Raw genomic sequence first — 24,860 nt, forward strand, 5'->3', positions numbered from 1 at the left:
CGGGGCTCCCTGCCCGGCGCGCTCGGCCTGGGGTCGCCGCGACGATCTGTTCGTGGACGGCGTGGGCCCCCTTGCCGAGCGGGCCCAGGCCGTCCAGCGTTGGGATCCCCAACCATCCGGTCAGGTTGGTGTCGGCCGCGCCGGACGCGGCCGCACCGCCGACCTGCTGGCCGACGGACCGTCCGGCCGCGGCCACCTTCGCCAGCAGCTCGTCGGTCGCGGGTGACGGTTGCCAGGCCGGCCGGTTCGACATCACCCGCACCGTCAGCTGAGCGTCCCGCACCGCCCGCAACGCGGTGACGGCCGCCAGGACCGACTCCTCCGTCGACGGATCGACGAAACGGAACCCGATATCGGCCGCCGCCGAGCCCGGTACGACGTTCGTGCGGCCGCCGCCGGTGATCGTGCCGACATTGCACAGCACCTGGTCGTGCTCGGCGACGATCCGCCGTACGGCGACCAGTTGGTCGACGAGCTCGTCGATCGCGGACACACCGCTGGCCGGGTCGAGCGCGGCATGCGCTTCACGGCCGGTGACCTCGATGCGGACCCGCGTGCTGCCCCAGCGGGACGTCTTCAGGTCGCCGTTCGGATGCGGCGGCTCGAAGCCGAAAGCGGCGTACACACCGGCTGCCTCGGCCGTCACCAGCTCCCGCGCCGACGGGGAGCCGATCTCCTCGTCTGCGACGACCACGACCTTCAGCGGCCGGTGGTCGCGGTCGGCGACCTGCGCCAGCGCGGTCTCGAGAACGACGAGGCCGCCCTTCATGTCGAACACGCCGGGACCGTGGATGATCCCGTCCACCTCGCGCCACGGCATAGCGTCGGTCAGCTGCCCGATCGGCCAGACGGTGTCGTGGTGCGCCAGGAAGAGCAGCGGCGCCTCGCCGGCGCGCCCGGGGAAGTCGGCCACCAGGTGGTCGCCGGTCGGTGTGGGCACCCGGCGGACGGTCCCGCCGAGCTCCGCGTAGCGCGCCGCCAGCCGGTCGGCGAAGGCGTTCAGCGCGGTCGCGTCACCGGTCGGGGTCTCCGCGCCGACGTACTCCTTGAGTCGCTCGATGCTCATGGATAGTCAACGTATCATCATCCGATCGGCGATTGACCAGCGTCGGGTGAGCGAGGATAGGATCGAGATATGAATCGTATCTCTGAGGTGAGCTTCCGCGCGGTCTCGCTCACCACGGCGGCGAGGTTCGCCGAGGCCTCGACGCTGTACCGCGAGGTCTTCGGCTACCTCGACCCGGCGTACGGGCTGAACCCGCGGCTGCTCGGCGCGCTGGCGAGCAACGGCGGTTCGGTGGTCGGCATCCTCGACGAGAACGACGTGCTGGTCGCCTTCGCGTACGGCTTCTGCGCCACCGACCGGCGCGGTTTCTACCACTACTCACAGTCGGCCGTCGTCGCCTCCGACCAGCAGGGGCACGGCCTCGGCCGGATGCTCAAGCACGCCCAGCGCGAAGTTGCCCTCAGTCATGGCATGTCGCGGATGCGCTGGACCTACGACCCGGCGCAGATCCGCAACGCGCACTTCAACCTCGACGTGCTGGGCGCCCGCGGCCGTTGGTTCGCCCCCGACATGTACGGCCCGGGCACCGACCGCGTGATCGTCGAATGGGATCTGACCCGTGAGCAGCCCAGCACACCGTCCGGCTTGACCGAGCTGGTCGTGCCGGCCGATGCGGGTGAGTTGCGGCGGTCCTTCGAGGAGTTGCTGGCGAAGGGGCTGGTCGCCGTTTCGTGCCGCCGCCTCGCGGACGGCGCCGGCGCCTACTACTTCGGCCCGGCCGACGATGCCTGACGACCCGCTGAACCGCGAACTCGCCAGCCCTCACGAGCGGTACGACGCCCGGCTGCAGCGCCGCTCGTCCGCGATGCTGCAGCGCCGCGTCGTCGAGCAGGAGCGCGCCTCGATCGACGAGGCCCTGGACCAGATCCTCAGCGACGAGTCGATCGCCCAGGCCGCGGCCCGGATCGTCGCCGCCCGCCGGCGCTTCATCATCGGCTCGGCGAAGTCGTTCTCGTATGCGTCGCTGCTGGCGTTCGACCTCGGCGTCGGGCTCTCCCAGGTGACGCTGATCGACGGCACCGTGGTGCGCGGTGTCGACGTGCTGGCCGACGTCCGGTCCAACGACCTGATGGTGGCGTTCTCGTTCCGCCGGTACCGCCGCGACACCGTCGAGATCGCCCGCCGGTTCGTCGAGGCGGGCGGTGAACTCGTCGCGGTCACCGACTTCGAGGACGCGCCGCTGGCGAAGCTCGCCGACCAGTGCATCTACGTCGCGACCGGCAGCGCGTCGTACGTCGACTCACCGACGGTCGTCGCCTCGGTGCTGCATGTCCTGGCGACGCTGACCACCGCGAGCGCGAAGGGCGCGCGTCGGCGGCTGGTGGAGCGCGACCGCTTGAACACGGAGCTGGGGTTGTATGTCAACTGACCTGAAGATCGTCGCCGCCCGGCTGCACCGGGTCCGGATGCCGCTGGTGCACGAGTTCCAGACCAGCTCGCACCGCAAGGCGTTCCTCGACCACATCCTGGTCGAGCTGGAGGACGCGTCCGGCGCGGTCGGCTGGGGCGAGATCGCGTCGTCCTCCGACCCGTTCTACGCCCCCGAAACGGTCGAGTCCTGCTGGCACATCGCCTCGAAGTACCTGCTGCCCGCGATCCTGGATCGCCCGTGGACACATCCGGATCAGCTCGCCCGCAGGTGGTCCAAGGTCCGGGGCAACAACTTTGCGAAGGCCGGCGTGGACATGGCCACGTGGGTCCTGTGGGCAGAGACCCAGGGACTGCCGCTCGCGACAGTTCTGGGCAAGACACGGACCGAAGTTGTTGCGGGTGTTTCGCTCGGCATCGAGCCGACGATCGACGAACTGCTGGGACAGGTCCAGCGTCAGGTCGACGCTGGGTACCCGAGGGTCAAGCTGAAGATCGCCCAGGGCTGGGACATCGAACCGGTTCGTGCCGTGCGTGCGGCGTACCCGGAGCTCGATCTACATGTCGACGCCAACGGCATCTACAGAGCCGACGACCTGGCACACCTGCAACAGCTGGACGCCTACCGGCTGACGATGATCGAGCAACCGTTCGCGCCCCGCGATCTGCTCACCCACGCCGAGCTGCAGCGCCGGATCAGCACCCCTGTCTGCCTCGACGAGAGCATCGAGACGGTCGCCGACCTGGAGACCGCGCTGGAACTACAAGCGCTGCAGGTCCTCAACATCAAGGTGTCCCGGATGGGCGGGCTGACCCCAGCGCGTGAAGCGCACGACCGGGCGCGGGACGCCGGGATCCCGGTCTGGTGCGGCGGCATGCACGAGTTCGGGATCGGCCGGCTGGCGAACGTCGCGCTCTCCGCTCTCCCCGGGTTCACCCTCCCATCGGATGTGTCCGCCTCGGAGAAGTACTACGCCAGGGATGTCGTCGTACCCGCCGTGACCGCGGTCCGGGGCGTCGTCCAGGTGCCCGAGGCGCCCGGTCTCGGGCATGCCGTCGACCGGGAGCTGATCGCCGCCAACACGGTCGCCGAGCTGTCCCTCGGACCAGAACAGGAGTGATTCGATGCGCGTGGCGCTGACCGGCGGCCTGGTCGCGGACGGCACCGGCGCCGAGCTCAGGCCCGGCACGGTGCTCGTCGAGGGGGAGCGCATCAGCGCGGTGCTGCCGCCCGGCGATCCGGTGTCCGACGCAGAGGTCATCGATGCCACAGGCAACATTGTGGCACCGGGATTCGTCGACCTGCACTCGCACGCGGATTTCAGTCTCGGCTCGAGTCCGGCGGCAGCGTCGCAGCTCGCCCAGGGCGTCACCACTCTCGTCGCCGGGAACTGCGGCTGGTCCCCGTTCCCGATCACCGATCTCGAGACCCTGCGGGCGGGCACGGCGTTCCTCGATCCCCGGCACGACTGGTCGTGGCACGACCTCGCCGGCTTCGCGACGACGCTGGAACCGGCCGTGAACCTCGCCCTCCAGGTCGGCCACTGCACGCTGCGGATCGCCGCGATGGGCAGCGCGCAGCGACCGCCGTCGCCGTCCGAGCTCCGGACGATGCAGGACCTGCTACGAGCGGCGGCCGACCAGGGCGCTGTCGGCTTCTCCACCGGCCTGATCTATGCGCCAGGCACCTACGCGTCACCGGAAGAGGTGGCGGCGCTCGTCGGCACTGCCGCGGAGTGCGGTCTGCTCTACTCCACTCATATCCGCAACGAGGGCGCCGGTCTGCTCGCCGCACTGGACGAGGCGATCGCGGCCGCACGGGCGGGCAGCGCACGGCTGGAGATCTCGCACCTGAAAGCCGTTGGCAAGGCCAACTACGGCTTGGTCGCCGCGGCTCTCGAACTGCTGGACCGGGTCGACGATGTCGACCTGGGCTGGGATGCCTACCCGTACACGGCGACGAGCACGACGCTGACCACCAGACTGCCGACCTGGGCGCTCGCCGACGAGACGCCTCCGGCACCCGCGCGAGGCCGCGCTCGTCGCCCTGCGTTGCTCGCCAGGCTTGCCGATCCCGCCGAACGAGCACGGATCGCGGACGCGCTGCGGGCCGACGTACTGCTCTCACCCGACACCGTCGTGATCGCATCCCTCCCACCCGGGCGCTACGCGGACTGCCGCGGCCTGAGCCTCGCCGAGATCGCCCGGCAGGACGGGGTGGACGCCGCCGAGATCGTGCTCCGCATCCTCGAGTCGCACCAGGCCGCGGTCAGCGTCGTGAACCATGCGATGAGCGAGGACGACGTGACAACGGTCCTCGAACATCCACGGACAGCGGTCGCCAGCGACGGCTGGATCATGGACGCGACCGGACCGGGCCACCCGCACCCCCGCAACTTCGGCACCTTCCCGCGCGTCCTCGGCCACTACGCCCGCGACCGGGGTGTCCTCACCCTTCCCGAGGCGATCCGCCGGATGACGTCGCTCCCAGCCTCCCGCCTCAGCTGGTCCGACCGCGGCGTGATCCGACCCGGCGCCGTCGCCGACCTGGTCGTCCTCGACGCGGCCCAGGTCGCCGACAAGTCGACGTACGACGATCCCTGGCAGCTGTCCGTCGGCGTACGGCACGTCCTCCTCGCCGGCCAGCCAGCCTTCACCAACGGCACACCCACCGGTCGCCGTGCCGGCCGGGTTGTCGGCAGCTGAACAGTACGTACAAAGCGCCTACATAGTGCACCTGAGCGTGATCGTGTCCGCGCGTACACCGTCTCGCCGGTGCTCTACCTGTCGAGCTGCCGACCCTTGAACCGCTTCGGCCCCTCCGGCAGCGGGGGAGGAGCGGCCGGTGCCTCATCCGTCTCGGTGTCGAGCCACCCGTCGTGCTCAGCCAGCAACGCATCCAGCGCGGTCCGGTCCACGTCCTCCAGTACGACGACCCACGGGTGATCCTCGTCGTCGTCCTCCCCGTGGAAGCGCCCGCGGCCGACCTCACCGCCCAGTTGGTCCGCGACCGCGACGGCATCGTCCCGCTCCCAGAAGTACGCGATCATGGGCCAAAACTAGCGCGTCAGGGTCGTCGAGATCGGGCGCTCGGCGTTCGGCTCGTCCTCGCCGGCCTCGGGCGTCCACTCCAGGCTGGTGTCCATCCGGAGTTTGCCGCCGGCAATGGTTCGGAGCGTCAGCCAGCCGTGGTCCGGATCGCCTTGGCCCGCCTTGACGAATCCGCCGCAGCGCTGGGTGCGCCCACTTTCCAGGACGACGTGCTTGAGCCGGACCCCGATCAGGGGCCGCCCGTCCGCGCCGGTGAGCGGACGGAAGGCGGTTCCGACATCAGCGAGGACGACGACTCCCGAGCAGTCCCAGGCCGGATAGCTGAACTCGCCGACGGGCTGCCCGATCTCGCCGCCGAACAGCCGCAACCGAACCTGCGACCGCGGCCAGTACTCGTTCGTCTTGTTCGTCCAGACATTCCGGTCCCCGCCGCGCAACGAACCGGACCAGGCCCCGGTCAGTCCGGCCGGCAACGCGACCGTCCCGGCATCGCGCACGGAGTACTCGCCGTCCCCGAGCGGGCTGATCCGGATCGTGTTCGCCTTCCCGGGCGGTACGACGATCAACGCGCGATGCCTGGCGAACTCCTCGACCAGCTGCCCGCCGGACTCGATCCGCAGTCCGCTCGTGGAGCTGAGCCGGTAGACGGTGTCCGTCACCACCGACCGCTGGGTGTGCCGTACGACGACGTACCAGTGGTCGTCCGGCTGCCGGTCGATAACCGTGATCGCGGCTCCTACCTTGAAGTCGCCCATCGGGGTCGCGAACGACGGGCCCACGAACACCTCGACCGACCCGGCTTCGTCGACCGAGATCTCCACCGGACCGAAGGAGATCGAGTCCTTCTGTACGCAGCCCGCGAGCAGCAACAGCACGGGGATGAGCAGCAGCAGTCGTCGCATGTCAGCCGGCTCTCGTGAGCAGTGCGGCCTGCTCGAGGTGCGCGAGATTCAGCTCGGCCTGTGCCTGGACGCTCTTGTACTGCTCGATGTACAACTTGCCGTTGGCCAGCACCGTGAGACTGAACGGCGGCCCGTTGTCGCCGGTGATCCGGACGTAGACGCGGTTGATCGAGATCGGCCGGTCCGCGGTGGTCGCCAGCACGAACGTGTTCTTCTGCGCCGGCCGGACCTCCTTCTGCTCCCGGTCGCCGAAGGTCACGGTGAAGTCCGCCTTCGGCAGGTACGCGGTACCGACCACGTCCGAGGCGGGGAGTTTGCGGGCTGGGATCGTGATGGTGATCGGCCGGTCGGGCCGGGTGTAGCCCTTACCCAGGGGGTTACGGCGTTCGAAGAAGCTGAGCTTGCCGGTCCACCGACCGACCAGTTCCTTCGGCAGCAGCGGATCCGGCAAGGTTCCGCCCGGACCGGCGGTCGCTGCGGCGAGCTGGGTGATCTCGGCGGTCGCGCCCGGAGTCAGCTCGACCTCCGTGATGCGCATCCGCAACGACTGCACCACCTTCCCGGACAGTGTGACCTGCATCAGCCCGTCCGGCGCGAACTCGAACAAGGCCTCCCTGCCGCCCTCGGCCGCCAGCACGAACACGACGTACCACCGGAGCTCGGCCTGCTCGTTCCGGCGCTGCTCCTCGACGCGTTCCTCGGCAGTGGACACGCCCTTGCCGGGATCGAAGATGTCGACCTCGAACTGTTCGGTCGCCCCGAACTCGGCCTTGCCCGACGAATCCACCGAGACCGACAACGGTCCCTTCTCGAGGGCGGCCTTGAGCTTCACCCGGTCGTCCTCGCCCGAGCAGGCGGTAAGGAGTCCGAGGAGAAACAGCAGGCTGAGGAACAGGCGGTCAGCGTTCATCGAGGAGAGCCGCTCCGAGTTCGGTGACATGGTGGCGGACAGCGCCGCCGTGGCGGACGGTGGTGATCAGGCCGGCGTCCCGCAGGACAGTCGCGTGCTTGCTGGCGCTGCCGATCGACGTACCGACCTCGGCCGCGAGTCCGCTCGTCGTGCGGGTCGTGGCCAGGGCGGCCAGGCACTCGGCGCGGGTCCGGCCGAGCAGGGCGACCAACTGCGCGGACGCCGTACGCGGGCCGGAGTTGGTGCCGGCGGCCGCGGGGTAGACGAGGACAGGTGGGAGTTCGGGGTCGATCAGCGTGATCGGGCGCTCGGTGCAGAAGTAGCTCGGCAGGATCGTGAGACCGCGACCACGCAGGTGCACGGTGTGGTGCCGGAGGCCGTAGCCGATCTCCAGCACCTGCCCGTCCCAGCCGATCACGCCGGGGACGGATCGGAGCAGAGCGTCCACGCCGCCTTGGGCGAAGGCGGCGGCACGGGTCTTCCGGTCGGTGCCGACGCTCCTGGTCAGGTCGTGCCACACCGGCCCGAGGAGTACGTCGTACCCGGTGCGCACCGCACCAGCGACATCAGTGAGCCGCCGATGATCACCCGCGGCGAGCTCACGTACCCACTGTGGCGGTTTGCGGCCGGTGAACACTGCTTCGAGGTCCGGACGCAGCAGCTTGCGCTCGGTACGGGCCACGGTCTCGCAGCCGGCGTCGATGTCGTCGCCGGAGTACGCCGGGGTGAGGAAGTCGGGAAAGTTGCCCTCCAGCGGTACGAGCGCGAACAGGAGGCCGAGCCACTCGCGGGCGTGATCGTGCGCCGTGACCCGGATCGCTGCCTGGTCCCGCCATCGCGCGAGATGTGACGGCACCTCCGGCTCCCGTGCGACATGCAGGCCCAGGACGAGCTCCCACAGCGGGTCCGGCCCGTCGGCGAGCCGGACCCGGTGGAGGTCGTCCCGATCGAAGACCATCCGCAGCGTCACGCTTCGAAGTCTGACAGTGAGCACGGTCCACACAGGGGGAGGTTTTCGTCTCGGTGAAAATGCCTCGCCGTACGCTGTCCGCATGAGTACGTTTCCTTGGCTGAAGGGGCATGGTACGGAGAACGACTTCGTGGTTCTGCCCGACCCGGACGGTTCCGTGCACGGCGAGCTGGACGCGGCCGTGGTGCGGTTCCTGTGCGACCGGCACGCGGGGCTCGGCGCGGACGGGGTGCTGCGGGTGATCCGGGGCGACCAGCAGTCGTACGTCGCGGACGGCGGCGACTGGTTCATGGACTACCGCAACGCGGACGGTTCGATCGCGGAGATGTGCGGGAACGGCGTCCGGGTGTTCGTGAAGTACCTCGCCGAGGCGGGCCTGATCGACGGCAAACCGGTCCGGGTCGGCACGCGGGCGGGGGTCAAGGAGGTCCGGCAGAACGACGACGGCACGCTGACCGCGGACATGGGCGAGCCGACGCTCCCCGCCGCGGCCGGAATCGTGGTCGAGGCCAACGGTCACCAGTGGCCCGCCGTGTCCGTGGACATGGGCAATCCGCACGCCGTCACGTTCGTCGACAGCCTGGAGGAGCCCGGCAACCTCTGCGATCAGCCCGGCTGGTCTCCGGCGGAGGCGTTTCCGGAGGGTGTCAACATCGAGTTCGTCGTACGCCGGGGTGCGCACGACGTCCAGATGCGGGTGCACGAGCGGGGCGCGGGGGAGACCCGGTCCTGCGGGACGGGCACCTGTGCCGTCACGGTCGCGGCCGCACGCCAGGCCCGCGACGAGCTTCCGGTGACGTATCGCGTCGGCGTACCAGGCGGTGAAGTGTCGGTCACGTGGCGTGCCGACAATCATCTGGAACTGACCGGACCGGCCGTGCTGCACGCGCGCGGGGAGTTCGATCGGGCGTGGTTGGGAATCTGATTCCTGCGTGGGGCGTTGACTCCAGGTAAACGGGTCGCCTGTACTAGGAGCCCGTGCCACCATGGAAGGTATATGACGACCCATTCACAGGCATACGAGACCACCGACGTCGAAACCGACCTCATCGAGGGCGATGACTCCGGCGCTTCGTTGACGGGTCACGATGAGTATGACCAGGATCTGACCACCGAGGGCCTCGACCTCGAGGAGCGCCAGGCGCTGCGCCGCGTGGTCGGTATGTCGACCGAGCTGACCGACATCAGCGAGGTCGAGTACCGCAAGCTGCTGCTCGAGCGGGTGCTGCTGGTCGGCGTCTGGACCGAGGGCAGCGCCGAGGACGCGGACAACTCGCTGGCCGAGCTGAAGCTGCTCGCCGAGACCGCCGGCTCCGAGGTGCTCGACGGCGTGATCCAGCGCCGCAAGAAGCCCGACCCGGCGACCTTCATCGGCTCCGGCAAGGTCGTCGACCTGCGCAACCTGGTGGCGGCGCTCGGCGCCGACACCGTGATCGCCGACGGCGAGCTGGCGCCCGCGCAGCTGCGCAACCTGGAGGACAAGCTCAAGGTCAAGGTCGTCGACCGGACCGCGCTGATCCTGGACATCTTCGCGCAGCACGCGAAGAGCAAGGAAGGCAAGGCCCAGGTCGAGCTGGCCCAGCTGCAGTACATGAAGCAGCGCCTGCGTGGCTGGGGTGGAAACCTGTCCCGCCAGGCCGGTGGCCGCGTCGGTGCCGCCGGTGGCGGTATCGGCGGCCGTGGTCCCGGTGAGACCAAGATCGAGACCGACCGGCGCCGGATCAACACCAAGATCGCGAAGCTCCGCCGGACGCTCAAGGACATGAAGAGCACCCGGTCGACGATGCGTCAGGAGCGGCGCCGGAACCTGGTTCCCTCGGTGGCGATCGCCGGGTACACCAACGCCGGCAAGTCCTCGCTGCTGAACCAGATCACCGGCGCGGGCGTGCTGGTCGAGGACGCGCTGTTCGCGACCCTGGACCCGACGACCCGCCGGACGACGACCGCGGACGGCCGCGTGTACACGCTGACCGACACGGTCGGGTTCGTCCGGCACCTGCCGCACGACATCGTCGAGGCGTTCCGGTCGACGCTGGAGGAGGTCACCGACGCGGACCTGCTGCTGCACGTGGTCGACGGTTCGCACCCGGACCCGATCGCGCAGATCCAGGCGGTCCGCGAGGTGCTGGCCGAGATCGACGCGACCGACGTCCCGGAGATCGTGGTGATCAACAAGGCCGACGCCGCCGACCCGCTGGCGCTGGCCCCGATCCTGCACCGGGAGCCGAACGCGATCGTCGTGTCCGCGCGCACCGGCGAGGGCATCGACAAGCTCCGCGAGCTGATCGAGGGCGCGCTGCCGCAGCCGCACATCGCCCTCGACGTCCTGCTCCCGTACGACCGCGGGGACCTGGTCTCCCGGATCCACTCCGAAGGCTCGGTCGAACACCTCGAACACACCGCGGACGGCACCCGCATCACCGCCCGGGTACACCCCGCCCTGGCCGGCGACCTCACGCCGTACGCAGCAGTCTGACTGAACGCGAAGCGGCCCCCGAGTGTCGTCGGGGGCCGCTTGCTGTTTCAGGACGTCACTTGCGCTTGGTCACCTCGACCGTCATCGAGGTGCCGGTCTTCGACAGGACCTTGATGTTGACGCCGTTGTTGGGGATCTTCACGCTGCTCGTCGGCTGGTCCGCGGTCCAGTACGACTTGCTGTCGTTGAAGGTCGGTACGGCGTTCTGGCCGCGGATGTAGCTCGCCTGCCCACCGAAGTGCAGGGTGAACGAATCCGCCTTCTCCAGACCGAACGGCGCGTCGTACGCCGCGATCCGCGGACGCCAGATCTGGCCGTCGAGACGGTTGATCGGAGTCGGGTGCGAGTCGATCGGCAGGACCAGGCCCTCACCGGGGTGCTCGTTGGTGTTGTTGTCCTCCTGCGAGGTGTCCCAGTACCAGACCAGCAGGCCGTCCTGGTACGGGAAGTGCTCCACCTTGTCCGGCAGCGAGTTCGCCCAACCGAAGTTGTACGGACCCGTCTTCAGGTACTGGTCGTAGGAGGTGTAGTTGATGTTCGACGCCAGGTAGTAGTTGTCGTGCAGGCTCGTGTACGACGCGCCGACCGAGCTGAACCCGTTCAGCGTCCACCCGTCCGGAGACGTCTCCGCACCGGAGTCGACGACCGTGGTCGAGCCCGACGTCACCTTGATGTCGTCGGCGAAGAACCCGATCCCGCCGGCCGCCGGGTCGGTGGCGTAGCGGAACTGCAGGGTGATCGTCTTGCCGGCGTACGCCGACAGGTCGAACGTGGCGGGCACCCAGCCGGCGCTCTTGCCGTCGATACCGTTGCCCTCGGCGTCCTTCGTGATGCTGCCCTTGATCGGCTTCGCGCCGGTCCCGTCGTTCACGTCGACGTAGGCGTAGTCACACGCGTCCGGACCGCAGTCCTCGATGTCCCAGTTCGCCTGGAACGTGAGGCTCGCGGGCTGACCGGCCGGCAGCGTGACCTGGCGGCTCATCGTGTGCGTGAAGCCGTTGCCCTGACCGCTCCACCAGGACTTCGTCCCGCTCGCGGGCTGGACGAGCTGGTGCGTGACCTCCTTCTTCGGCAGCGTCACCACCAGGCCCTGGGCCTTCTTGGAGTTGTACTCGTGCGGGCCGAGCTCGACGGTCCGGTTCTGGCCGGCCGCCACGATCTCGTAGTCGAGCCAGCCGAGCTGGATCTTGTCCCACGCGTTCAGGTCGGCGGCGCGCTCACCGATACCGCCGTCCGTGGCCGCGCTGACCCGGCTCTGCGCCATCAGCGTCCACCAGTTCACGCCGTTCTCGACGGCCGCACCGGAGGTGTCGTACTCGTCCGGCAGACCGAGGTCGTGGCCGAACTCGTGCGCGAACACGCTGACGCCGCCGTTCTCCGGCTGGATCGTGTAGTCGCCGACGTACAGGCCGGTGTCACCGATCTGCGCGCCGCCGTTCGGGTTGGTCGCGGGACCACCCGGGAACCCGGCGTACCAGCGGTGCGACCAGATCGCGTCCTCGCCCTGCTGCGGGTCGCCGTCGGCCTGGTCGCCGCCGGCGTGCACGATCTGGAAGTGGTCGATGTAGCCGTCCGGCTCGTTGAAGTTGCCGTCACCGTCGAAGTCGTAGCGGTCCCACTGGTCGAACGACTTCAGGTCCGCGGTGATCTCGGCCTTGGTCCGGCCCTTGGCCTCCTGGTCGGCGACCCACTGGTTGACCGCGTCCTGGATCAGGTACCAGGTGTTGCTGCAGACGTTGCCGCCGCACGGGTAGCCGTTCGACCGGCCGTACCGCGCCTCGTTGTACTTGACCTTCACCCAGTCGGTGACCTCACCGTCGACGGTGTACCGGCCGGACGACTGCTTCTCGTAGTACTTCTTCAGCGAGTTGCCGGTGCCGAAGTACATGTCCTGGTAGTGCTGCTGGCTGTAGTCGGCCTGCCAGACGGTGGAGTTGTCCACCGAGCGGTCCGGTGCCGGGATCGCGTTGTGCAGCGGGCCCTCGAAGGTGGCGGGGCCGGGGATGTTCGCGTTCTGGTCCTTGTCCGGGTAGCTCGGGTGCCGCTCGTTGCCGAACTCCGCGAGCACGACGAAGATCCGGTCGGTCTTCTCGCGGGACAGCTCGACGTACTGGTCGACCTTGCCGGCCGCGTTCTTGACGCCCTTCGCGCCGGCGGCCTTCGTGCCGAGCTTGACGACCGTGCTGCCGTTGCGCTGCTCGGGCTCGGCCTGGCCGTTGATGACCTTGGTCAGCGCCTCCTGCCGCAGCTCGCGGCGCTTGTCCTCGAGCGGGCTGGGCAGCTCGTCGGATACCGGTGCGGGCTCACTGGCGGCGGGCGCCGACCCCTGCGTGGACGGTGTGGCGGCGTTCCCGGACGAGGCCGCGGCGATGCCGAGCCCGGTCGTCGCCGCCAAGGCCAGGCTGAACAGCCCGGCGGGTAACTTGCGCACGATTCCCCTCCGTTGTCGATGACGCAGTGTGTTCGTAGCTCCCCCGAGCGTGTGCGCGCGACAGTACGGGGAAAATCCGCCCAGCTGAAGTGGATTCTGAGGAAAACCTGTGAATCAGCGGGGAATCCTGCATGTCTGAGTAGAAGGGCTCACGCTCCCCAGCCCTTGGCCTTGGCAGACTGTGCGCGTGGAGCGCGAGACGGTCGACCTGCTGCAGCCGCTGTGGCGAGCGTTGGTCGTGTTCCGCATCCTCACCTGGGGGTTCGCCTGTTTCGGCGTCTGGACCCGCTGGGACGGCATCGTGCACCCGTACGGCGCGGTGCTCCAGCTGGCAGTGATGGGCGTCTGGACACTGATCTCGTCGTACGGCTACAGCCGCCGCTGGGGCCGGCGCAACACGCGGCTCGCGTTCGCGGATCTCGTGGTGACGGTCGGCTGCATGTACGCGACGTTGTGGGCGCAACCGCTGCTCGACATCCGCGCCGGAGCCTCCGTGCTCACGTCGGTGTGGGCCGCCGGGCCGGTCCTCGCGCTGGCGATCTCCCGCGGACGCGACGGCGGCCTGCTCGGCGCGGCGACGATCAGCCTGGCGCTGCTCTCGCTGCGCGGCGTCGAGCACGCGGCGAAGATCCTGAGCAATGTTCAGCTGCTGCTGGTGGCCGGTCTGGTCGTCGGGTACGCCGCGTCGACCCTGCGGCAGGCGGGGCGGCGGCTGCGCGAGGCGATCGCCGTGGAGAGCGCGACCGCCGAGCGGCTGCGGCTCAGTCGCTCGATCCACGACGGCGTACTGCAGGTCCTCGCCCAGGTGCAGCGGCGCGGTACGGCGATCGGCGGCGAGGCGACCGAGCTGGCCCGGCTGGCCGCCGAACAGGAAGTTGCCCTCCGCACCTTGATGTCGACGCGCCCGGCCGTGGCGGAGGGGGATCGCGTTGATCTGTGTGGACTGCTGTTGCCGCTGGCCACGACCCGGGTCGACGTCGTCGTACCGGCCGCACAGGTCCTGCTGCCCGCACCGGCCGCCGCCGAACTGGTTGCCGCGGTCAAGGAGGCGCTGAGCAACGTGGTGAAACACGCCGGCCCGGAGGCCCGGTCGTGGGTCGTGGTCGAGGACCTCGGCGAGGAGGTCGTGGTGTCGGTGCGCGACGACGGGATCGGTACGACGCCCGCCCGTCTCGAGCAGGCCCACGCGGACGGGCACCTCGGCGTGAGCCAGTCGATCCGCGGCCGCATCGCCGACCTTGGCGGCACCGTCACCGTCCGCACCGCCCCCGGCGAAGGAACCGAATGGGAACTGAAAGTGGTGACCGCATGACGCGTGTGATGATCGTCGACGACCACCCGATGTGGCGCGAAGGCGTCGCCCGGGACCTGGGCAGTCGGGGGTACGACGTGTGCGCGACCGCCGCGGACGTCGCGAGCGCCGTGAAGATCGCGCTGGCGACCCGTCCCGACGTGGTCGTCATGGACCTCCAGCTCGGCGACGGCTCCGGCGTGGACGCGACCCGCGAGATCACCACCGCCCTCCCCGACACCCGCGTCCTGGTGCTGTCGGCCAGCGCCGAGCAGGACGACGTACTCGCCGCCGTGAAGAACGGCGCATCCGGCTACCTGGTGAAATCCGCGTCGCTGGACGAGTTCGACGACGCCGTACGCCGTACCGCCGAAGGCGACGCGATCTTCAGCGCAGGCCTCGCCGGACTGCTGCTGGGCGAGTACCGCCGCCTGGGCGGGACCGGCCCCGAGGTGCCGCACCTCACCGACCGCGAAACCGAGGTACTCCGCCTCGTCGCCCGCGGCCTCACCGCCAAACAGATCGCCGCCCGCCTGGTCCTCTCCCACCGCACCGTCGAGAACCACGTCCAGAACACCCTCCGCAAACTCCAACTCCACAACCGAGCCGAACTCGTCCGGTACGCCATCGAAAACGGATTCAGCGAGTAATCCGGCCAGCCGCCAACTTCGCCGCTCCGCTCCTCAGACGGCTGCCGCCGGAGTTGTGGGCTGGCGCCCGCGAGTTGCTCGCTGGCGCTCGCGTGCGACGAGCCGGCTCTGAATGGTCGCCGCCTTCGACTCCGAGTCGTGGCTTTTGGCTCCCAGGCCCTGGGCCGAGTCGTGGATATCGGTTGGATTTCACCGCCAATTTCCACGACTCGACGACCCCGACTCCAGCACGCGGCGCCAGCCCACAAGCCCGGCGCCAGCCGGAGACCCGCACGCGCGACGCCGTCGCTTGTGCGATTGTGTAGCGGCCGGTTGAATGGCGTCCGTACACTGTGCGTTCCACATCCACGTGGATGCTCTCTGTCACGACACTCGCACCGCGGGTGCCCAGCTCCGGAGGCTTCGGTGAACCGGTCGTCCCTTGTCCGCGCACTTCTCGCGTTCCTGGTCCTCGCGGGGGCGACGTATGTCACGCTGACCGCGAAACCACAGCTCGGTCTCGACCTGCGCGGCGGGACGCAGATCGTCCTGGAGGCGAAGGATTCGCCGACGGTCAAGGCGACCAAGGAGACCACGGACAAGGCCACCCAGGTCCTGCACCGGCGGATCGACGCGCTCGGTGTCAGTGAGCCGAACGTGACCCGCCAGGGCGACAAGCGCATCATCGTCGAGCTACCAGGTGTGCAGGACCCGCGCGAGGCCGCGAAGGTGATCGGCAAGACCGCGCAGCTGACGTTCCACGAGGTCCTCGACCAGGTGGCGGCCAAGCCGGCCAAACCGGCGGCGGGGGAGACGTACCTGCAGCCCGAGAGCGGTCAGGGTTTCCTGCGCCTCGCCAAGCCCGCGATGACCGGCGAGCTGGTCAGCGGCGCCGAGCACCGGCTCGACCCGCAGCAGGTCGCGCAGGGCTGGTTCGTCGAGATGAACTTCAAGGGCGACGGCGGCAAGATCTGGGCGAACATCACCGGCAAGGCCGCCTGCCAGCCGGTCGGAACGCCGCAGCGCCTGATCGCGATCGTGCTCGACAACGAGGTGATCAGCTCGCCGCAGGTCGACCCGAACGGCGGCAACCAGCTCTGCAACACCGGCATCGCCGGCGGCACCACGACGATCTCCGGCTCGTTCACCGAGGAGAGCGCGAAGGATCTCGCCGCGCTGATCTCCGGCGGCGCCCTGCCGGTGCCGGTCGAGGTGATCGACCAGCGCACCGTCGGCCCGTCGCTCGGCCAGGACGCGATCCAGGCCAGCGCGCTCGCCGCGATCATCGGCCTGGCGCTGACGGCGCTGTTCATCATCATCGTCTACCGCCTCGTCGGCCTGATGGCGGTCCTCGGCCTGCTCGGGTACGCCGCGATGTCGTACGCCGCTCTCACCGTGCTCGGCGCCACGCTGACGCTGCCGGGCCTCGCCGGATTCGTCCTGGCGATCGGTATGGCGGTCGACGCGAATGTCCTGGTCTTCGAACGCGCCCGGGAGGACTACATCGCCGGCCGCACGGACGGCCTGCGGAGATCGCTCCGCAGCGGTTTCCAGAACGCGCTGTCCGCGATCGCCGACTCGAACATCACCACCCTGCTGGCTGCCGGTCTGCTGTTCTTCCTGGCCGCCGGCCCGGTCCGCGGCTTCGGCGTCACGCTGTCGATCGGTGTGATCGCGTCGATGCTGTCGGCGCTCGTGGTGACCCGCGTGCTCGCCGAGTTCGTCGTGGCGCGCGGCTTCGTCCTGCGCCACCCGGGCCTGAGCGGGATCGCCGGGCACGGCCGGGTGCGGACCTGGCTGGAGGCCCGCCGGCCGTCGCTGATGAAGCACAGCCGCCGCTGGCTCGTGATCACGGCCGTCGCGATCGTGGTGAGCGTGGCCGGTGTCGCCGTCCGCGGGCTCAACCTCGGCATCGAGTTCACCGGCGGCCGCCTGATCGAGGTCAGTACGGCGCAACGCGTCACGCCGGACCAGGCGCGGGCAGCCGTCGCCGAGGCCGGGTACCCGACCGCCGTTGTACAAGCCTCCGGCACCGACGACATCACCGTGCGGACCGGGACGATCAGCGACGACGAGGCCGTGAAGATCAAGGAGTCGCTCGCCAGGATCGGCGGCGACGCCGAGGTGATCCGCAACGAGAGCATCGGCCCGTCGCTCGGTGAAGAGCTGCGGAACAAGGGCCTGATCGCGCTCGGCATCGCCCTGCTCGCCCAGCTGGCGTATCTCGCCGCGCGGTTCCGCTGGACCTTCGGCGCCGGCGCCGTGCTGGCGCTGGTGCAGAACGTCGCGGTCGTGGTCGGTGTGTTCGCCTGGACCGGGAAACCGATCGACGGCATCTTCTTGGCCGCGATCCTGACCATCATCGGCTACACGGTGAACGACTCGGTCGTCGTCTTCGACCGGATCCGTGAGACCCGCAGCGCGCGATCGACCGACAACCTCGGCACGATCATCGACACCGCGATCGTGAACGTGCTGCCGAGGACCGTCAACACCGGTATCTCGACGCTGTTCATCCTCGCCGCGTTGCTGTTCCTCGGCGGCGACTCACTGGCCGACTTCGCCCTGGCGCTGCTGCTCGGCATCCTCGTCGGCACGTACTCCTCCAACCTGACCGCGGCCCCGCTGCTCCTCGAGCTCGAGCGCCGCTACCCGGCCCCGCCGCCGCGTCCGAAGCGCGCGCAGGTGGATCGGGACGCCCAGCCGGACCGCGGCGCAGTCGTTTAGCACAGCGGGTTATCCACACCCCGGCCGCTGGACCGGAAATCTGTCCGTCCGGCGGGCTAGGGTGTGGCGGTGGGTGTAGATGTGCGGGAACTGCTGGAAGCTGCCGTGTCCGGGATCGCCGGTCAGACCCGGCCGGGGCAGGTGGAGATGGCGCAAGCCGTGGACACCGCGATGCACGACGGGTCGCATCTTCTCGTCCAAGCAGGCACCGGCACCGGCAAGTCCCTTGGGTACTTGGTGCCCGCGCTGCTGCACGCGATCGAGGACCGTCGCGTGGTCGTCTCCACGGCGACGCTCGCCCTGCAGGCGCAGCTCGTCGACCGTGACGTGCCCGCGCTGCTCGACGCGACCGAGAAGCTCCTGCCGCGCCGCCCGAAGTACGCGATCCAGAAGGGGCGGAACAACTACGCCTGCCTGCACCGGATCCGCGAGGGCGCGCCGGACGACGACGGCATGCTCGTCGACGTGCCGCCGGCGGGTGAGGTCGGCCGCCAGGTCGTCGAGCTGCGCGACTGGGCCGAGCAGCAGCTGGCCGACGGCGGCGCCGGCGACCGCGACCACGCTCCCTCGCACCAGTACCAGGCGTGGCAGCAGGTCTCCATCGCCGCCCGTGAGTGCCTCGGCGCCGAGAAATGCCCGTACGGCGAGGAGTGCTTCGCGGAGAAGGCGAAGGAAGAGGCCCGCAAGGCCGACATCATCATCACGAACCACGCGCTGCTCTCGATCGACGCTTTCGAGAACCGGATCGTCCTCCCCGAGCACGACGTCGTGATCGTCGACGAGGCGCACGAGCTGCCCGCGCGCGTCACCGGCGCCGCGGGCGACGAGCTCTCACCGCAGATGGTCGAGCGCGCCGCCAAGCGCGCTCGCCGGTTCGTCGACGACGACAAGGCCGACGACCTGATCGACGCCTCCGACGCGCTCCGCGCCGCGCTCGACGGCACCCGCGAGGGCCGGATCGAGGCGTCCAACGGGCCGGTCCTGGAGGCCGCCGCTCTGGTCCGCGACGCGGCCCGCGCGATGTACTCCGACCTGAACAAGAAGTCCGACGACAAGGACAACGACCCGGACGGGGCCAAGCGGCAGTCCAAGGGTGCGGTGAAGGAGATCTTCGACGTCGCCGAGCGGGTCGCCGCACTGAGCGACGCGGACGTGGTCTGGATGATCGACCGCGACCGCTTCGGCCGCGAGCTCCGGATCGCCCCGCTCACCGTGGCCGGCCTGCTGCGTGAGCTGGTCCTCCGGGACCGTACGGCGGTGCTCACCTCGGCGACCTTGACGCTGGGCGGCGACTTCGACGCGATCGCCCGCCAGGTCGGCCTGCGACCGGCCGACAAGCTCGACGACGACGAGGAGATGCCCGAGCTCGACGACTCGGCGGAGACCGGTCCGTTGCCGTGGCGCGGCCTCGACGTCGGCTCCCCGTTCGAGTACGAGAAGCAGGCGATCCTGTATGTCGCCAAGCACCTGCCGCCGCCGCACCGCGACGGGCTGGGCAAGAAGCAGTTCGAAGAGATCATCGACCTCGTCACCGCGGCCGGCGGCCGGACCCTCGGCCTGTTCTCGTCGCGTCGTGCGGCGGAGGCGGCGACCGCCGCGGTGCGCGAGGCGACCGACCTCAAGGTGCTCTGCCAGGGCGACGCACAGCTCGGCGAGTTGTCGCGCGAGTTCGTCGAGGACCCGGAGACCTCGCTGTTCGGCACGCTGTCGCTGTGGCAGGGGATCGACGTGCCCGGGTCGACCTGCAACCTGGTGATCATCGACCGGATCCCGTTCCCGCGCCCGGACGAGCCGCTGATGGCGGCCCGCCAGCGCGCCGTCGACGAGGCGGGCGGCAACGGGTTCATGGCCGTGGCCGCAACGCACGCCGGGCTGCTGCTCGCGCAGGGCACCGGGCGGCTGATCCGCCGCAGCTCGGACCGCGGCGTGGTCGCGATCCTCGACCCCCGCATCGTCACCCAGCGGTACGGCGCGTTCCTGCGCGCCTCCTTGCCGCCGATGTGGCCGACCGCCGATCGTGAGAAGGTGCTCGGGGCCCTCAAGCGACTGCAGACGACATGAGCCAGTCATGAGCCGGTCATGAGTCCGGTGACCGGTCCGCCGGTGCTGCCGATGATGGCGGCGCTGGGACAGCTGCCGTCCGGCGCGGGCTGGTCGTACGAGATGAAGTGGGACGGCATCCGCGTCATCGCCGAGGTCGACGACGGCGTCTGCCGGCTCTGGTCGCGGAACAGCCACGACGTCTCCGGCGGGTACCCGGAGCTCATCGGTCTCGCGGACGCGCCGGGTCTGCGTCTGCCCGCCGTACTGGACGGGGAGATCGTCACGCTCGACGAGAACGGCGCGCCGTCGTTCGGCCTGCTGCAGCGGCGGATGCACGTCCGCGATCCGCGCCAGCTCCGGCATCTGATCACGGAGGTGCCGGTCTCGGTGCGGCTGTTCGACCTGCTCCGCTTCGACGGCCAGTGGTTGCTGGACGCAACGTACGACGAGCGCCGCGGGCTGCTCGAGTCGCTGGACATCGGCGACCCGTTCTGGGAGGTTCCGCCGGCGTTGACCGACGGCGACGAGGCGCTGGAACAGTCTGCCGCGCAAGGGCTCGAAGGCGTGGTGGCGAAGCGCCGCAAGTCGCGGTACCTGCCGGGCCGGCGCAGCTCCGACTGGATCAAGATCAAGCCCGTGCAGACCAGGGACGTCGTCCTGTGCGGCTGGCACCCGGGGGAGGGGAACCGGGAAGGAAGAATCGGCTCCTTCTACTGCGGCGCCTACTCCGACGGTGAGCTGGTCCTGATCGGCAAGGTCGGCTCCGGCCTCGACTTCGCCACCCTGGACATGCTGAGCGCCGAGCTGACCGGGCTCGAGATCGCCAAGCCGGCCTTCGACCCGGCCGGCATCCCCACGACGGACCGGCGGCGCGCGCACTGGCTCGACCCGGTGCTGGTCGCCGAGGTCACGTTCTCCGGCTGGGGCGGCGACGGCCGCCTCCGGCATCCGGTATGGCGTGGTCTGCGCCTCGACATCGACCCGGAATCGGTTCTCGCGGGACGCGACTGAATGCATTCACGGCCGCCGACGACATGCAGTCCCGGGCGGAAATGTTCGAAATGCGGTGAATGCTCTGCGGCGCTGAGACGCTTTCTGTTCAACTGTCGCAGAAAATGCCGGGAATTCAGTCGTTCGTTTCCCGGGACGGGGCCGGGACCGCGAGTGCGGCCTCGATCTTGTCGACCAGCTTCTCCGGCGAGTTTGTCGGCGCGTAGCGCGCGATCACCTGGCCGTCCCGGCCGACCAGGAACTTGGTGAAGTTCCACTTGATCCGGCCGCCGAGCAGGCCGCCCTGCTCGCGCTTCAGCCAGTTGTACAACGGGATCGTGCGGGACCCGTTGACGTCGATCTTGGCGAACATCGGGAACGTGACGTGGTAGATCGTCGAGCAGAAGTTCGCGATCTCGTTCTCGTCGCCGGGCTCCTGGTGGCCGAACTGGTCGCAGGGGAAACCGAGCACGGAGAAGCCCTGCCGGCGGTAGGTCCGGTAGAGCTTCTGCAGACCCGTGTACTGCGGGGTCTGGGCGCACTGCGACGCCGTGTTCACCACCAGAAGCACCTGGTCGCGGAAATCGGCAAGAGACTGTTCATTGCCTTCGATCCGGCGCGCGCTGAAGTCATAGACAGTCGTCATGACTCAATGCTGACACGACACGCCCGACTTCGCTCGCCGTCCGATATGTCAGACTCGGCGCAGAACTGTTACGACCTTTCCGAGAATGATCGCGTCCTTGCCGTCGATCGGCTCGAAAGCAGGGTTGTGTGGTAGCAGCAGGATCTCGGTCTTGGTCTTCTTGAACGTCTTCACGGTCGCCTCGCCGTCGATCATCGCGGCGACGATGTCGCCGTTCTCCGCGGTCGGCTGCTGACGGACCACGACCCAGTCGCCGTCGCAGATCGCGGCCTCGATCATCGACTCACCCTTGACCCGCAGCATGAACAGTGTGCCCTCGCCGACCATTGCCTTGGGCAACGGGAAGACCTCTTCGATCTCCTGCTCGGCGAGGATCGGGCCGCCGGCGGCGATCCGGCCGACGACCGGCACGTACGCCGCGTCCGGGTGCGCGTCACCGGCGCCGGTCTCGTCGTACGCCGTCTGGCGCACCGGGCCGAGCGCCGACTTGCGGGCCGCCGCGTCGACCTCGCCCGGGTAGCGGACCTCGATCGCGCGCGGCCGGTTCGGGTCGCGGCGGAGCAGGCCCTTCTGCTCGAGGACCCGGAGCTGGTGCGACACCGAGGAGGAGCTGGTCAGGCCCACCCGCTCGCCGATCTCGCGCATCGACGGCGGGTAGCCGCGGCTGTCCACCGAATCGCGGATGACGTCCAGCACGCGGCGCTGGCGCGGGGTCAGCCCGGTCGCGTCGGCCGGCCCGTCGGGCAGCTCGGCGACCGTGCGGTCCGCCTTGCCCGCCGCCTTGCCCGCCGACTTGTCGGCCGCCTTGCCCACGGTCTCGTCCTTGCTGGAACCGCTCGGCGTCCTGGCCATCGCTGGTTGCTCCTCGGGTCGGGCCGGCGATCGTCCACCGGCCGAAGCTTGCTCGACTGAGATGACCGTAGACCGAATCCTGAGATTCTTCAAACATCTGTTCGAAGGCGTGTCGGTTCGCATGTTTGTTCGGGTGTCAGGTTATAAGGCGTGCGCGGGGTGTTGCCGCGGCAGGGAATTTCCTGGGCGTGTCCCGGTTGGAAATGGTTGCGCAACGGGCGGCTGTCGGTTAATCATTCGTACAGGCGTTCGATCGAACAGGTGTTCGGGTCGGTCGGATGAGCGGTCTCAGGAACAGACCGGGGCGGTGGGGTGGGGACCGCAACGAAACTGTCGGAGGCAGCCGATAGACAGGAACCAGCACCGCAGAACGCGCACCGACCGAGGTCTTGGAGGATCCGATGAGCACAGCAGCTGTCGCCGCCGACGTGCCGGCCCCGCGCCGCTCACAGCAGGCGTCGCCACGGCCCCTGCGCGTGGTCCCGCCCCCGGTCTCCCACCCCGCCACCCCGACCACCACCGGCCACTCGACCTCCACCGCGACCGGCCGCGCCACGTCGGCCTCGACCGGCCGCGCGAGGTCGGCCTCGACCGGGCGGCGTTTGGCTGAGCCGGTCGCGCGCTCCGCGTCGCCTGCGGCGGTGCCGTCGCCGGTGGTCGCGCCGCGCCGCCGTCCGCGGATCGAGGGCGCCTCCACCGACCGGCTCCCGGTGCGCGGCTGCTCGGGGGAGTCGCTCGGGCGAGAGGTCCACCCCGAGCCGACCCTGCGCCTCACCCGCCGCGGCCAGATGCTGCTGACGGCCGTGTCGGTCCTCGTCTTCGGCGCCGCGATCCTGGTCCTCGGCCTCCGCGTCGCAGGCGTCCTGGAGCCCGGGCCGCACTTCACCCACACCGTGCCGGTGCAGGTCGCGCCCGGTCAGACCCTCTGGTCGATCGCCGAGGACACCAACCCGAGCGTCGACCCCGTGACGGTCGTGGAAAAGATCGCCGACCTCAACAAGCTCGCCACGCCCGCCGACATCCTCCCCGGCCAGACCCTGCAGATCCCGGTCGTCGGCTGATCACCGCGCCTTGACGGCGTAGCCCATGTAGGACACGCGGGTGCTCGCCACCTGCCCGACGTCCAGCGCCCGGCTGAACTCGCCGATGCTGATCCCGCCCCGCCGCACCCGGACGAAGTTCCGCAGTACGCCGAGCTTGCGAGCCCGCACCCCGAGCCCGGTGATCTCGCCCAGCCGCAGACCGTGCCGGCGCAGACCCTCGACGAGTTCGGGCGGCTTGATGAACATCTCCCAGGCGTGCCACCTGACATCGGAGGCCCTGGTCAGCCGCCAGTCCTGCATCACCTTGATCACCAGGACCTTCGACGCGAACGTGCGATTGATCGTGTCGAACAGGTAGACCCCGCGCGGCTTCAACACCCGAGCGGTCTCCGCGAGCACCTGGTCGAGATCCGCGACATGCTCGAGCACGTCGCAGCAGTACGCGAGATCGACACTCTCGTCGGCCAGCGGCAGGTGTTCGCCGGCCGCGACGACGTACCGCACGTTCAGGCCGGAAGCGCTCGCGTGACCGGCGGCCGTACGGACCGAAACCTCCGACGGGTCGACGCCGATCACCCGGCATCCGAGCCGGGAGAACTCCTCGGCCAGGAAACCGCCGCCGCTTCCGATGTCGACGACACGCCGCCCGGCGGGATCGGTCCCGGTCCGCGCGAGTACGTCGCGGAAGTACGCGAAACGGCCCGGCGTGAAGCTGCCCTGCAACAGGTTGAGCGGATTCTCCTCGTCCCACCAGCCGTCGCCGATCCGGTCGTACACCTGGTTGTCGATCCGCATCGCAGCCCCCTGCCGAAACTCTCCGGCAGTGTCGGCGTCCGATCAACGGGTCGGGCCACGCCATTCGTCCTCGAGCAGCGCGTAGACGTACTCGTTCGCCCATTCGCCCTTGAACCACGCGGCATCCAGGTGATGTGCCTCCCGGCGCATCCCGAGTCGTTCGAGCAACCGCGCCGACGCGGTGTTCCGGTCGTCGAGGATCGCCACGACCCGGTGCAGCCCGAGCTCGTCGAAGCCGACCCGCAGTATCTCCCGCGCAGCCTCCGCCGCGAGCCCCTTGCCCTGGTAGTCCGAATGCAGCGCGAAGCCGATCTCGCCCTGACGGTCGGCTTCGCTGGCCCACTTCAGCAGCACCTCGCCGATCACGGTCCCGGTCTCGCGCAGCTCGATCGCCAGCACCAGCCACTGCCCGTCCTCGGTCAACTCACCCTGCGGCAGCTTCCGCTCGAGCGCGACCCGGGTCTCCTCCCGGTTCCGCACCGGCCACGGCGTGTACCGCACCACATCCGGCCGCGAGTGGAACGCGAACAGGTCGTCCAGGTCGTCCATCCGGTGCGGCCGCAGCTCCAGTCGCTCGGTCAGCAACGGGTACGCGGGTCGGAATCCAGTCACGGCACCATCCTCGGCTATTCTGTCTAACAACGTTAGACAGTACCTCCGACCCTCGACC

The 24,860-nt window shown here is 69.5% G+C and carries 22 protein-coding genes; 12 read left to right on the top strand and 10 right to left on the bottom strand.

What is annotated here, in order from left to right:
• On the bottom strand, positions 1-1,066 hold a 1,066-nt coding region (locus ACWEOO_RS39945; protein WP_452147491.1), incomplete at its 3' end, for a M20/M25/M40 family metallo-hydrolase.
• Between the two features lie 69 nt (positions 1,067-1,135).
• On the opposite strand from ACWEOO_RS39945, the gene ACWEOO_RS39950 reads away from it, so the two are divergent.
• Genes ACWEOO_RS39950 through ACWEOO_RS39965 form a run of 4 tightly spaced genes read left to right on the top strand, consistent with a single transcriptional unit; the run spans position 1,136 to position 5,140 of the window.
• Positions 1,136-1,798, top strand: coding sequence for a GNAT family N-acetyltransferase (locus ACWEOO_RS39950; RefSeq protein ID WP_452147492.1), 663 nt, complete (start codon positions 1,136-1,138; stop codon positions 1,796-1,798).
• Positions 1,791-2,435, top strand: coding sequence for a MurR/RpiR family transcriptional regulator (locus ACWEOO_RS39955; RefSeq protein ID WP_452147493.1), 645 nt, complete (start codon positions 1,791-1,793; stop codon positions 2,433-2,435). Before ACWEOO_RS39950 ends, ACWEOO_RS39955 begins: the two co-directional genes overlap by 8 nt.
• On the top strand, positions 2,425-3,555 hold the full coding sequence (menC, locus tag ACWEOO_RS39960; RefSeq protein WP_452147494.1) for an o-succinylbenzoate synthase: 1,131 nt from the start codon (positions 2,425-2,427) through the stop codon (positions 3,553-3,555). The genes ACWEOO_RS39955 and menC overlap by 11 nt, the downstream gene beginning before the upstream one ends.
• Before the next feature lie 4 nt (positions 3,556-3,559).
• A complete protein-coding gene (locus ACWEOO_RS39965) occupies positions 3,560-5,140 on the top strand; it encodes an N-acyl-D-amino-acid deacylase family protein (RefSeq protein ID WP_452147495.1) in 1,581 nt (526 codons plus the stop codon).
• Between the two features lie 74 nt (positions 5,141-5,214).
• Here the strand turns inward: ACWEOO_RS39965 and ACWEOO_RS39970 are convergent, their stop codons facing one another.
• Genes ACWEOO_RS39970 through ACWEOO_RS39985 form a run of 4 tightly spaced genes read right to left on the bottom strand, consistent with a single transcriptional unit; the run spans position 5,215 to position 8,267 of the window.
• Entirely contained in the window at positions 5,215-5,484 is a 270-nt protein-coding gene (locus tag ACWEOO_RS39970) for a hypothetical protein (protein WP_452147496.1), read from the bottom strand.
• Positions 5,485-5,493: 9 nt separating this feature from the next.
• Positions 5,494-6,387, bottom strand: coding sequence for a hypothetical protein (locus ACWEOO_RS39975; protein ID WP_452147497.1), 894 nt, complete (start codon positions 6,385-6,387; stop codon positions 5,494-5,496).
• A gap of 1 nt (position 6,388) precedes the next feature.
• Entirely contained in the window at positions 6,389-7,297 is a 909-nt protein-coding gene (locus ACWEOO_RS39980; protein ID WP_452147498.1) for a hypothetical protein, read from the bottom strand.
• A complete protein-coding gene (locus tag ACWEOO_RS39985; protein WP_452147499.1) occupies positions 7,287-8,267 on the bottom strand; it encodes an ArsR/SmtB family transcription factor in 981 nt (326 codons plus the stop codon). The genes ACWEOO_RS39980 and ACWEOO_RS39985 overlap by 11 nt, the downstream gene beginning before the upstream one ends.
• A gap of 82 nt (positions 8,268-8,349) precedes the next feature.
• Here ACWEOO_RS39985 and dapF point away from each other — a divergent pair, with 82 nt between their 5' ends.
• Positions 8,350-9,192, top strand: coding sequence for a diaminopimelate epimerase (dapF, locus tag ACWEOO_RS39990; RefSeq protein WP_452147500.1), 843 nt, complete (start codon positions 8,350-8,352; stop codon positions 9,190-9,192).
• 72 nt (positions 9,193-9,264) lie between these two features.
• A complete protein-coding gene (hflX, locus tag ACWEOO_RS39995) occupies positions 9,265-10,743 on the top strand; it encodes a GTPase HflX (protein WP_452147501.1) in 1,479 nt (492 codons plus the stop codon).
• A gap of 55 nt (positions 10,744-10,798) precedes the next feature.
• Here hflX and ACWEOO_RS40000 read toward each other — a convergent pair whose 3' ends face one another.
• Positions 10,799-13,174 (bottom strand): immune inhibitor A domain-containing protein, encoded by a 2,376-nt coding sequence (locus ACWEOO_RS40000; protein ID WP_452147502.1) that lies wholly within the window; start codon positions 13,172-13,174, stop codon positions 10,799-10,801.
• A gap of 187 nt (positions 13,175-13,361) precedes the next feature.
• Here ACWEOO_RS40000 and macS point away from each other — a divergent pair, with 187 nt between their 5' ends.
• The 5 genes from macS (at position 13,362) to ligD (ending at position 20,875) form a co-directional block, all read left to right on the top strand.
• Entirely contained in the window at positions 13,362-14,486 is a 1,125-nt protein-coding gene (gene macS / locus ACWEOO_RS40005; RefSeq protein ID WP_452147503.1) for a MacS family sensor histidine kinase, read from the top strand.
• Positions 14,483-15,115 carry a response regulator transcription factor gene (locus tag ACWEOO_RS40010; protein ID WP_452147504.1) on the top strand — a complete coding sequence of 211 codons (633 nt, stop codon included), beginning with the start codon at positions 14,483-14,485 and terminating at the stop codon, positions 15,113-15,115. The genes macS and ACWEOO_RS40010 overlap by 4 nt, the downstream gene beginning before the upstream one ends.
• 405 nt (positions 15,116-15,520) lie before the next feature.
• Entirely contained in the window at positions 15,521-17,821 is a 2,301-nt protein-coding gene (secD, locus tag ACWEOO_RS40015) for a protein translocase subunit SecD (RefSeq protein WP_452147505.1), read from the top strand.
• 63 nt (positions 17,822-17,884) lie between these two features.
• Positions 17,885-19,882, top strand: coding sequence for an ATP-dependent DNA helicase (locus ACWEOO_RS40020; RefSeq protein WP_452147506.1), 1,998 nt, complete (start codon positions 17,885-17,887; stop codon positions 19,880-19,882).
• An 18-nt stretch (positions 19,883-19,900) separates the two neighbouring features.
• Positions 19,901-20,875, top strand: coding sequence for a non-homologous end-joining DNA ligase (gene ligD, locus ACWEOO_RS40025; protein ID WP_452147507.1), 975 nt, complete (start codon positions 19,901-19,903; stop codon positions 20,873-20,875).
• Positions 20,876-20,990: 115 nt separating this feature from the next.
• Here ligD and ACWEOO_RS40030 read toward each other — a convergent pair whose 3' ends face one another.
• The gene (locus ACWEOO_RS40030; RefSeq protein ID WP_355699329.1) at positions 20,991-21,500 is read right to left on the bottom strand and encodes a glutathione peroxidase; all 510 of its coding nucleotides are present in this window, start codon (positions 21,498-21,500) and stop codon (positions 20,991-20,993) included.
• Positions 21,501-21,548: 48 nt separating this feature from the next.
• Entirely contained in the window at positions 21,549-22,352 is an 804-nt protein-coding gene (lexA, locus tag ACWEOO_RS40035) for a transcriptional repressor LexA (RefSeq protein ID WP_452147508.1), read from the bottom strand.
• 401 nt (positions 22,353-22,753) lie between these two features.
• Here lexA and ACWEOO_RS40040 point away from each other — a divergent pair, with 401 nt between their 5' ends.
• The gene (locus tag ACWEOO_RS40040) at positions 22,754-23,413 is read left to right on the top strand and encodes a LysM peptidoglycan-binding domain-containing protein (protein WP_452147509.1); all 660 of its coding nucleotides are present in this window, start codon (positions 22,754-22,756) and stop codon (positions 23,411-23,413) included.
• Here the strand turns inward: ACWEOO_RS40040 and ubiG are convergent, their stop codons facing one another.
• Together ubiG and ACWEOO_RS40050 are read right to left on the bottom strand one after the other, a co-directional pair.
• Positions 23,414-24,190: a bifunctional 2-polyprenyl-6-hydroxyphenol methylase/3-demethylubiquinol 3-O-methyltransferase UbiG gene (gene ubiG, locus ACWEOO_RS40045; protein ID WP_452147510.1), complete on the bottom strand. Its 777-nt coding sequence runs from the start codon at positions 24,188-24,190 to the stop codon at positions 23,414-23,416. It abuts the gene before it with no gap.
• Positions 24,191-24,232: 42 nt separating this feature from the next.
• Positions 24,233-24,802, bottom strand: a complete 570-nt coding sequence (locus tag ACWEOO_RS40050; RefSeq protein ID WP_452147511.1) for a GNAT family N-acetyltransferase — start codon at positions 24,800-24,802, stop codon at positions 24,233-24,235.
• Positions 24,803-24,860 lie beyond the last annotated feature (58 nt).

It is taken from the genome of Kribbella sp. NPDC004138 (genome assembly GCF_053603655.1).

Coding starts and splice junctions, on each gene's coding strand:
- dapF (WP_452147500.1), top strand. CDS start 8,350: ATGAGTACGTTTCCTTGGCTGAAGGGGCATGGTACGGAGAACGACTTC.
- lexA (WP_452147508.1), bottom strand. CDS start 22,352: ATGGCCAGGACGCCGAGCGGTTCCAGCAAGGACGAGACCGTGGGCAAG.
- ubiG (WP_452147510.1), bottom strand. CDS start 24,190: ATGCGGATCGACAACCAGGTGTACGACCGGATCGGCGACGGCTGGTGG.
- ligD (WP_452147507.1), top strand. CDS start 19,901: ATGAGTCCGGTGACCGGTCCGCCGGTGCTGCCGATGATGGCGGCGCTG.
- ACWEOO_RS40030 (WP_355699329.1), bottom strand. CDS start 21,500: ATGACGACTGTCTATGACTTCAGCGCGCGCCGGATCGAAGGCAATGAA.
- ACWEOO_RS39955 (WP_452147493.1), top strand. CDS start 1,791: ATGCCTGACGACCCGCTGAACCGCGAACTCGCCAGCCCTCACGAGCGG.
- ACWEOO_RS39965 (WP_452147495.1), top strand. CDS start 3,560: ATGCGCGTGGCGCTGACCGGCGGCCTGGTCGCGGACGGCACCGGCGCC.
- menC (WP_452147494.1), top strand. CDS start 2,425: ATGTCAACTGACCTGAAGATCGTCGCCGCCCGGCTGCACCGGGTCCGG.
- ACWEOO_RS40010 (WP_452147504.1), top strand. CDS start 14,483: ATGACGCGTGTGATGATCGTCGACGACCACCCGATGTGGCGCGAAGGC.
- hflX (WP_452147501.1), top strand. CDS start 9,265: ATGACGACCCATTCACAGGCATACGAGACCACCGACGTCGAAACCGAC.
- ACWEOO_RS39975 (WP_452147497.1), bottom strand. CDS start 6,387: ATGCGACGACTGCTGCTGCTCATCCCCGTGCTGTTGCTGCTCGCGGGC.
- ACWEOO_RS39980 (WP_452147498.1), bottom strand. CDS start 7,297: ATGAACGCTGACCGCCTGTTCCTCAGCCTGCTGTTTCTCCTCGGACTC.
- ACWEOO_RS40040 (WP_452147509.1), top strand. CDS start 22,754: ATGAGCACAGCAGCTGTCGCCGCCGACGTGCCGGCCCCGCGCCGCTCA.
- ACWEOO_RS39970 (WP_452147496.1), bottom strand. CDS start 5,484: ATGATCGCGTACTTCTGGGAGCGGGACGATGCCGTCGCGGTCGCGGAC.
- ACWEOO_RS39950 (WP_452147492.1), top strand. CDS start 1,136: ATGAATCGTATCTCTGAGGTGAGCTTCCGCGCGGTCTCGCTCACCACG.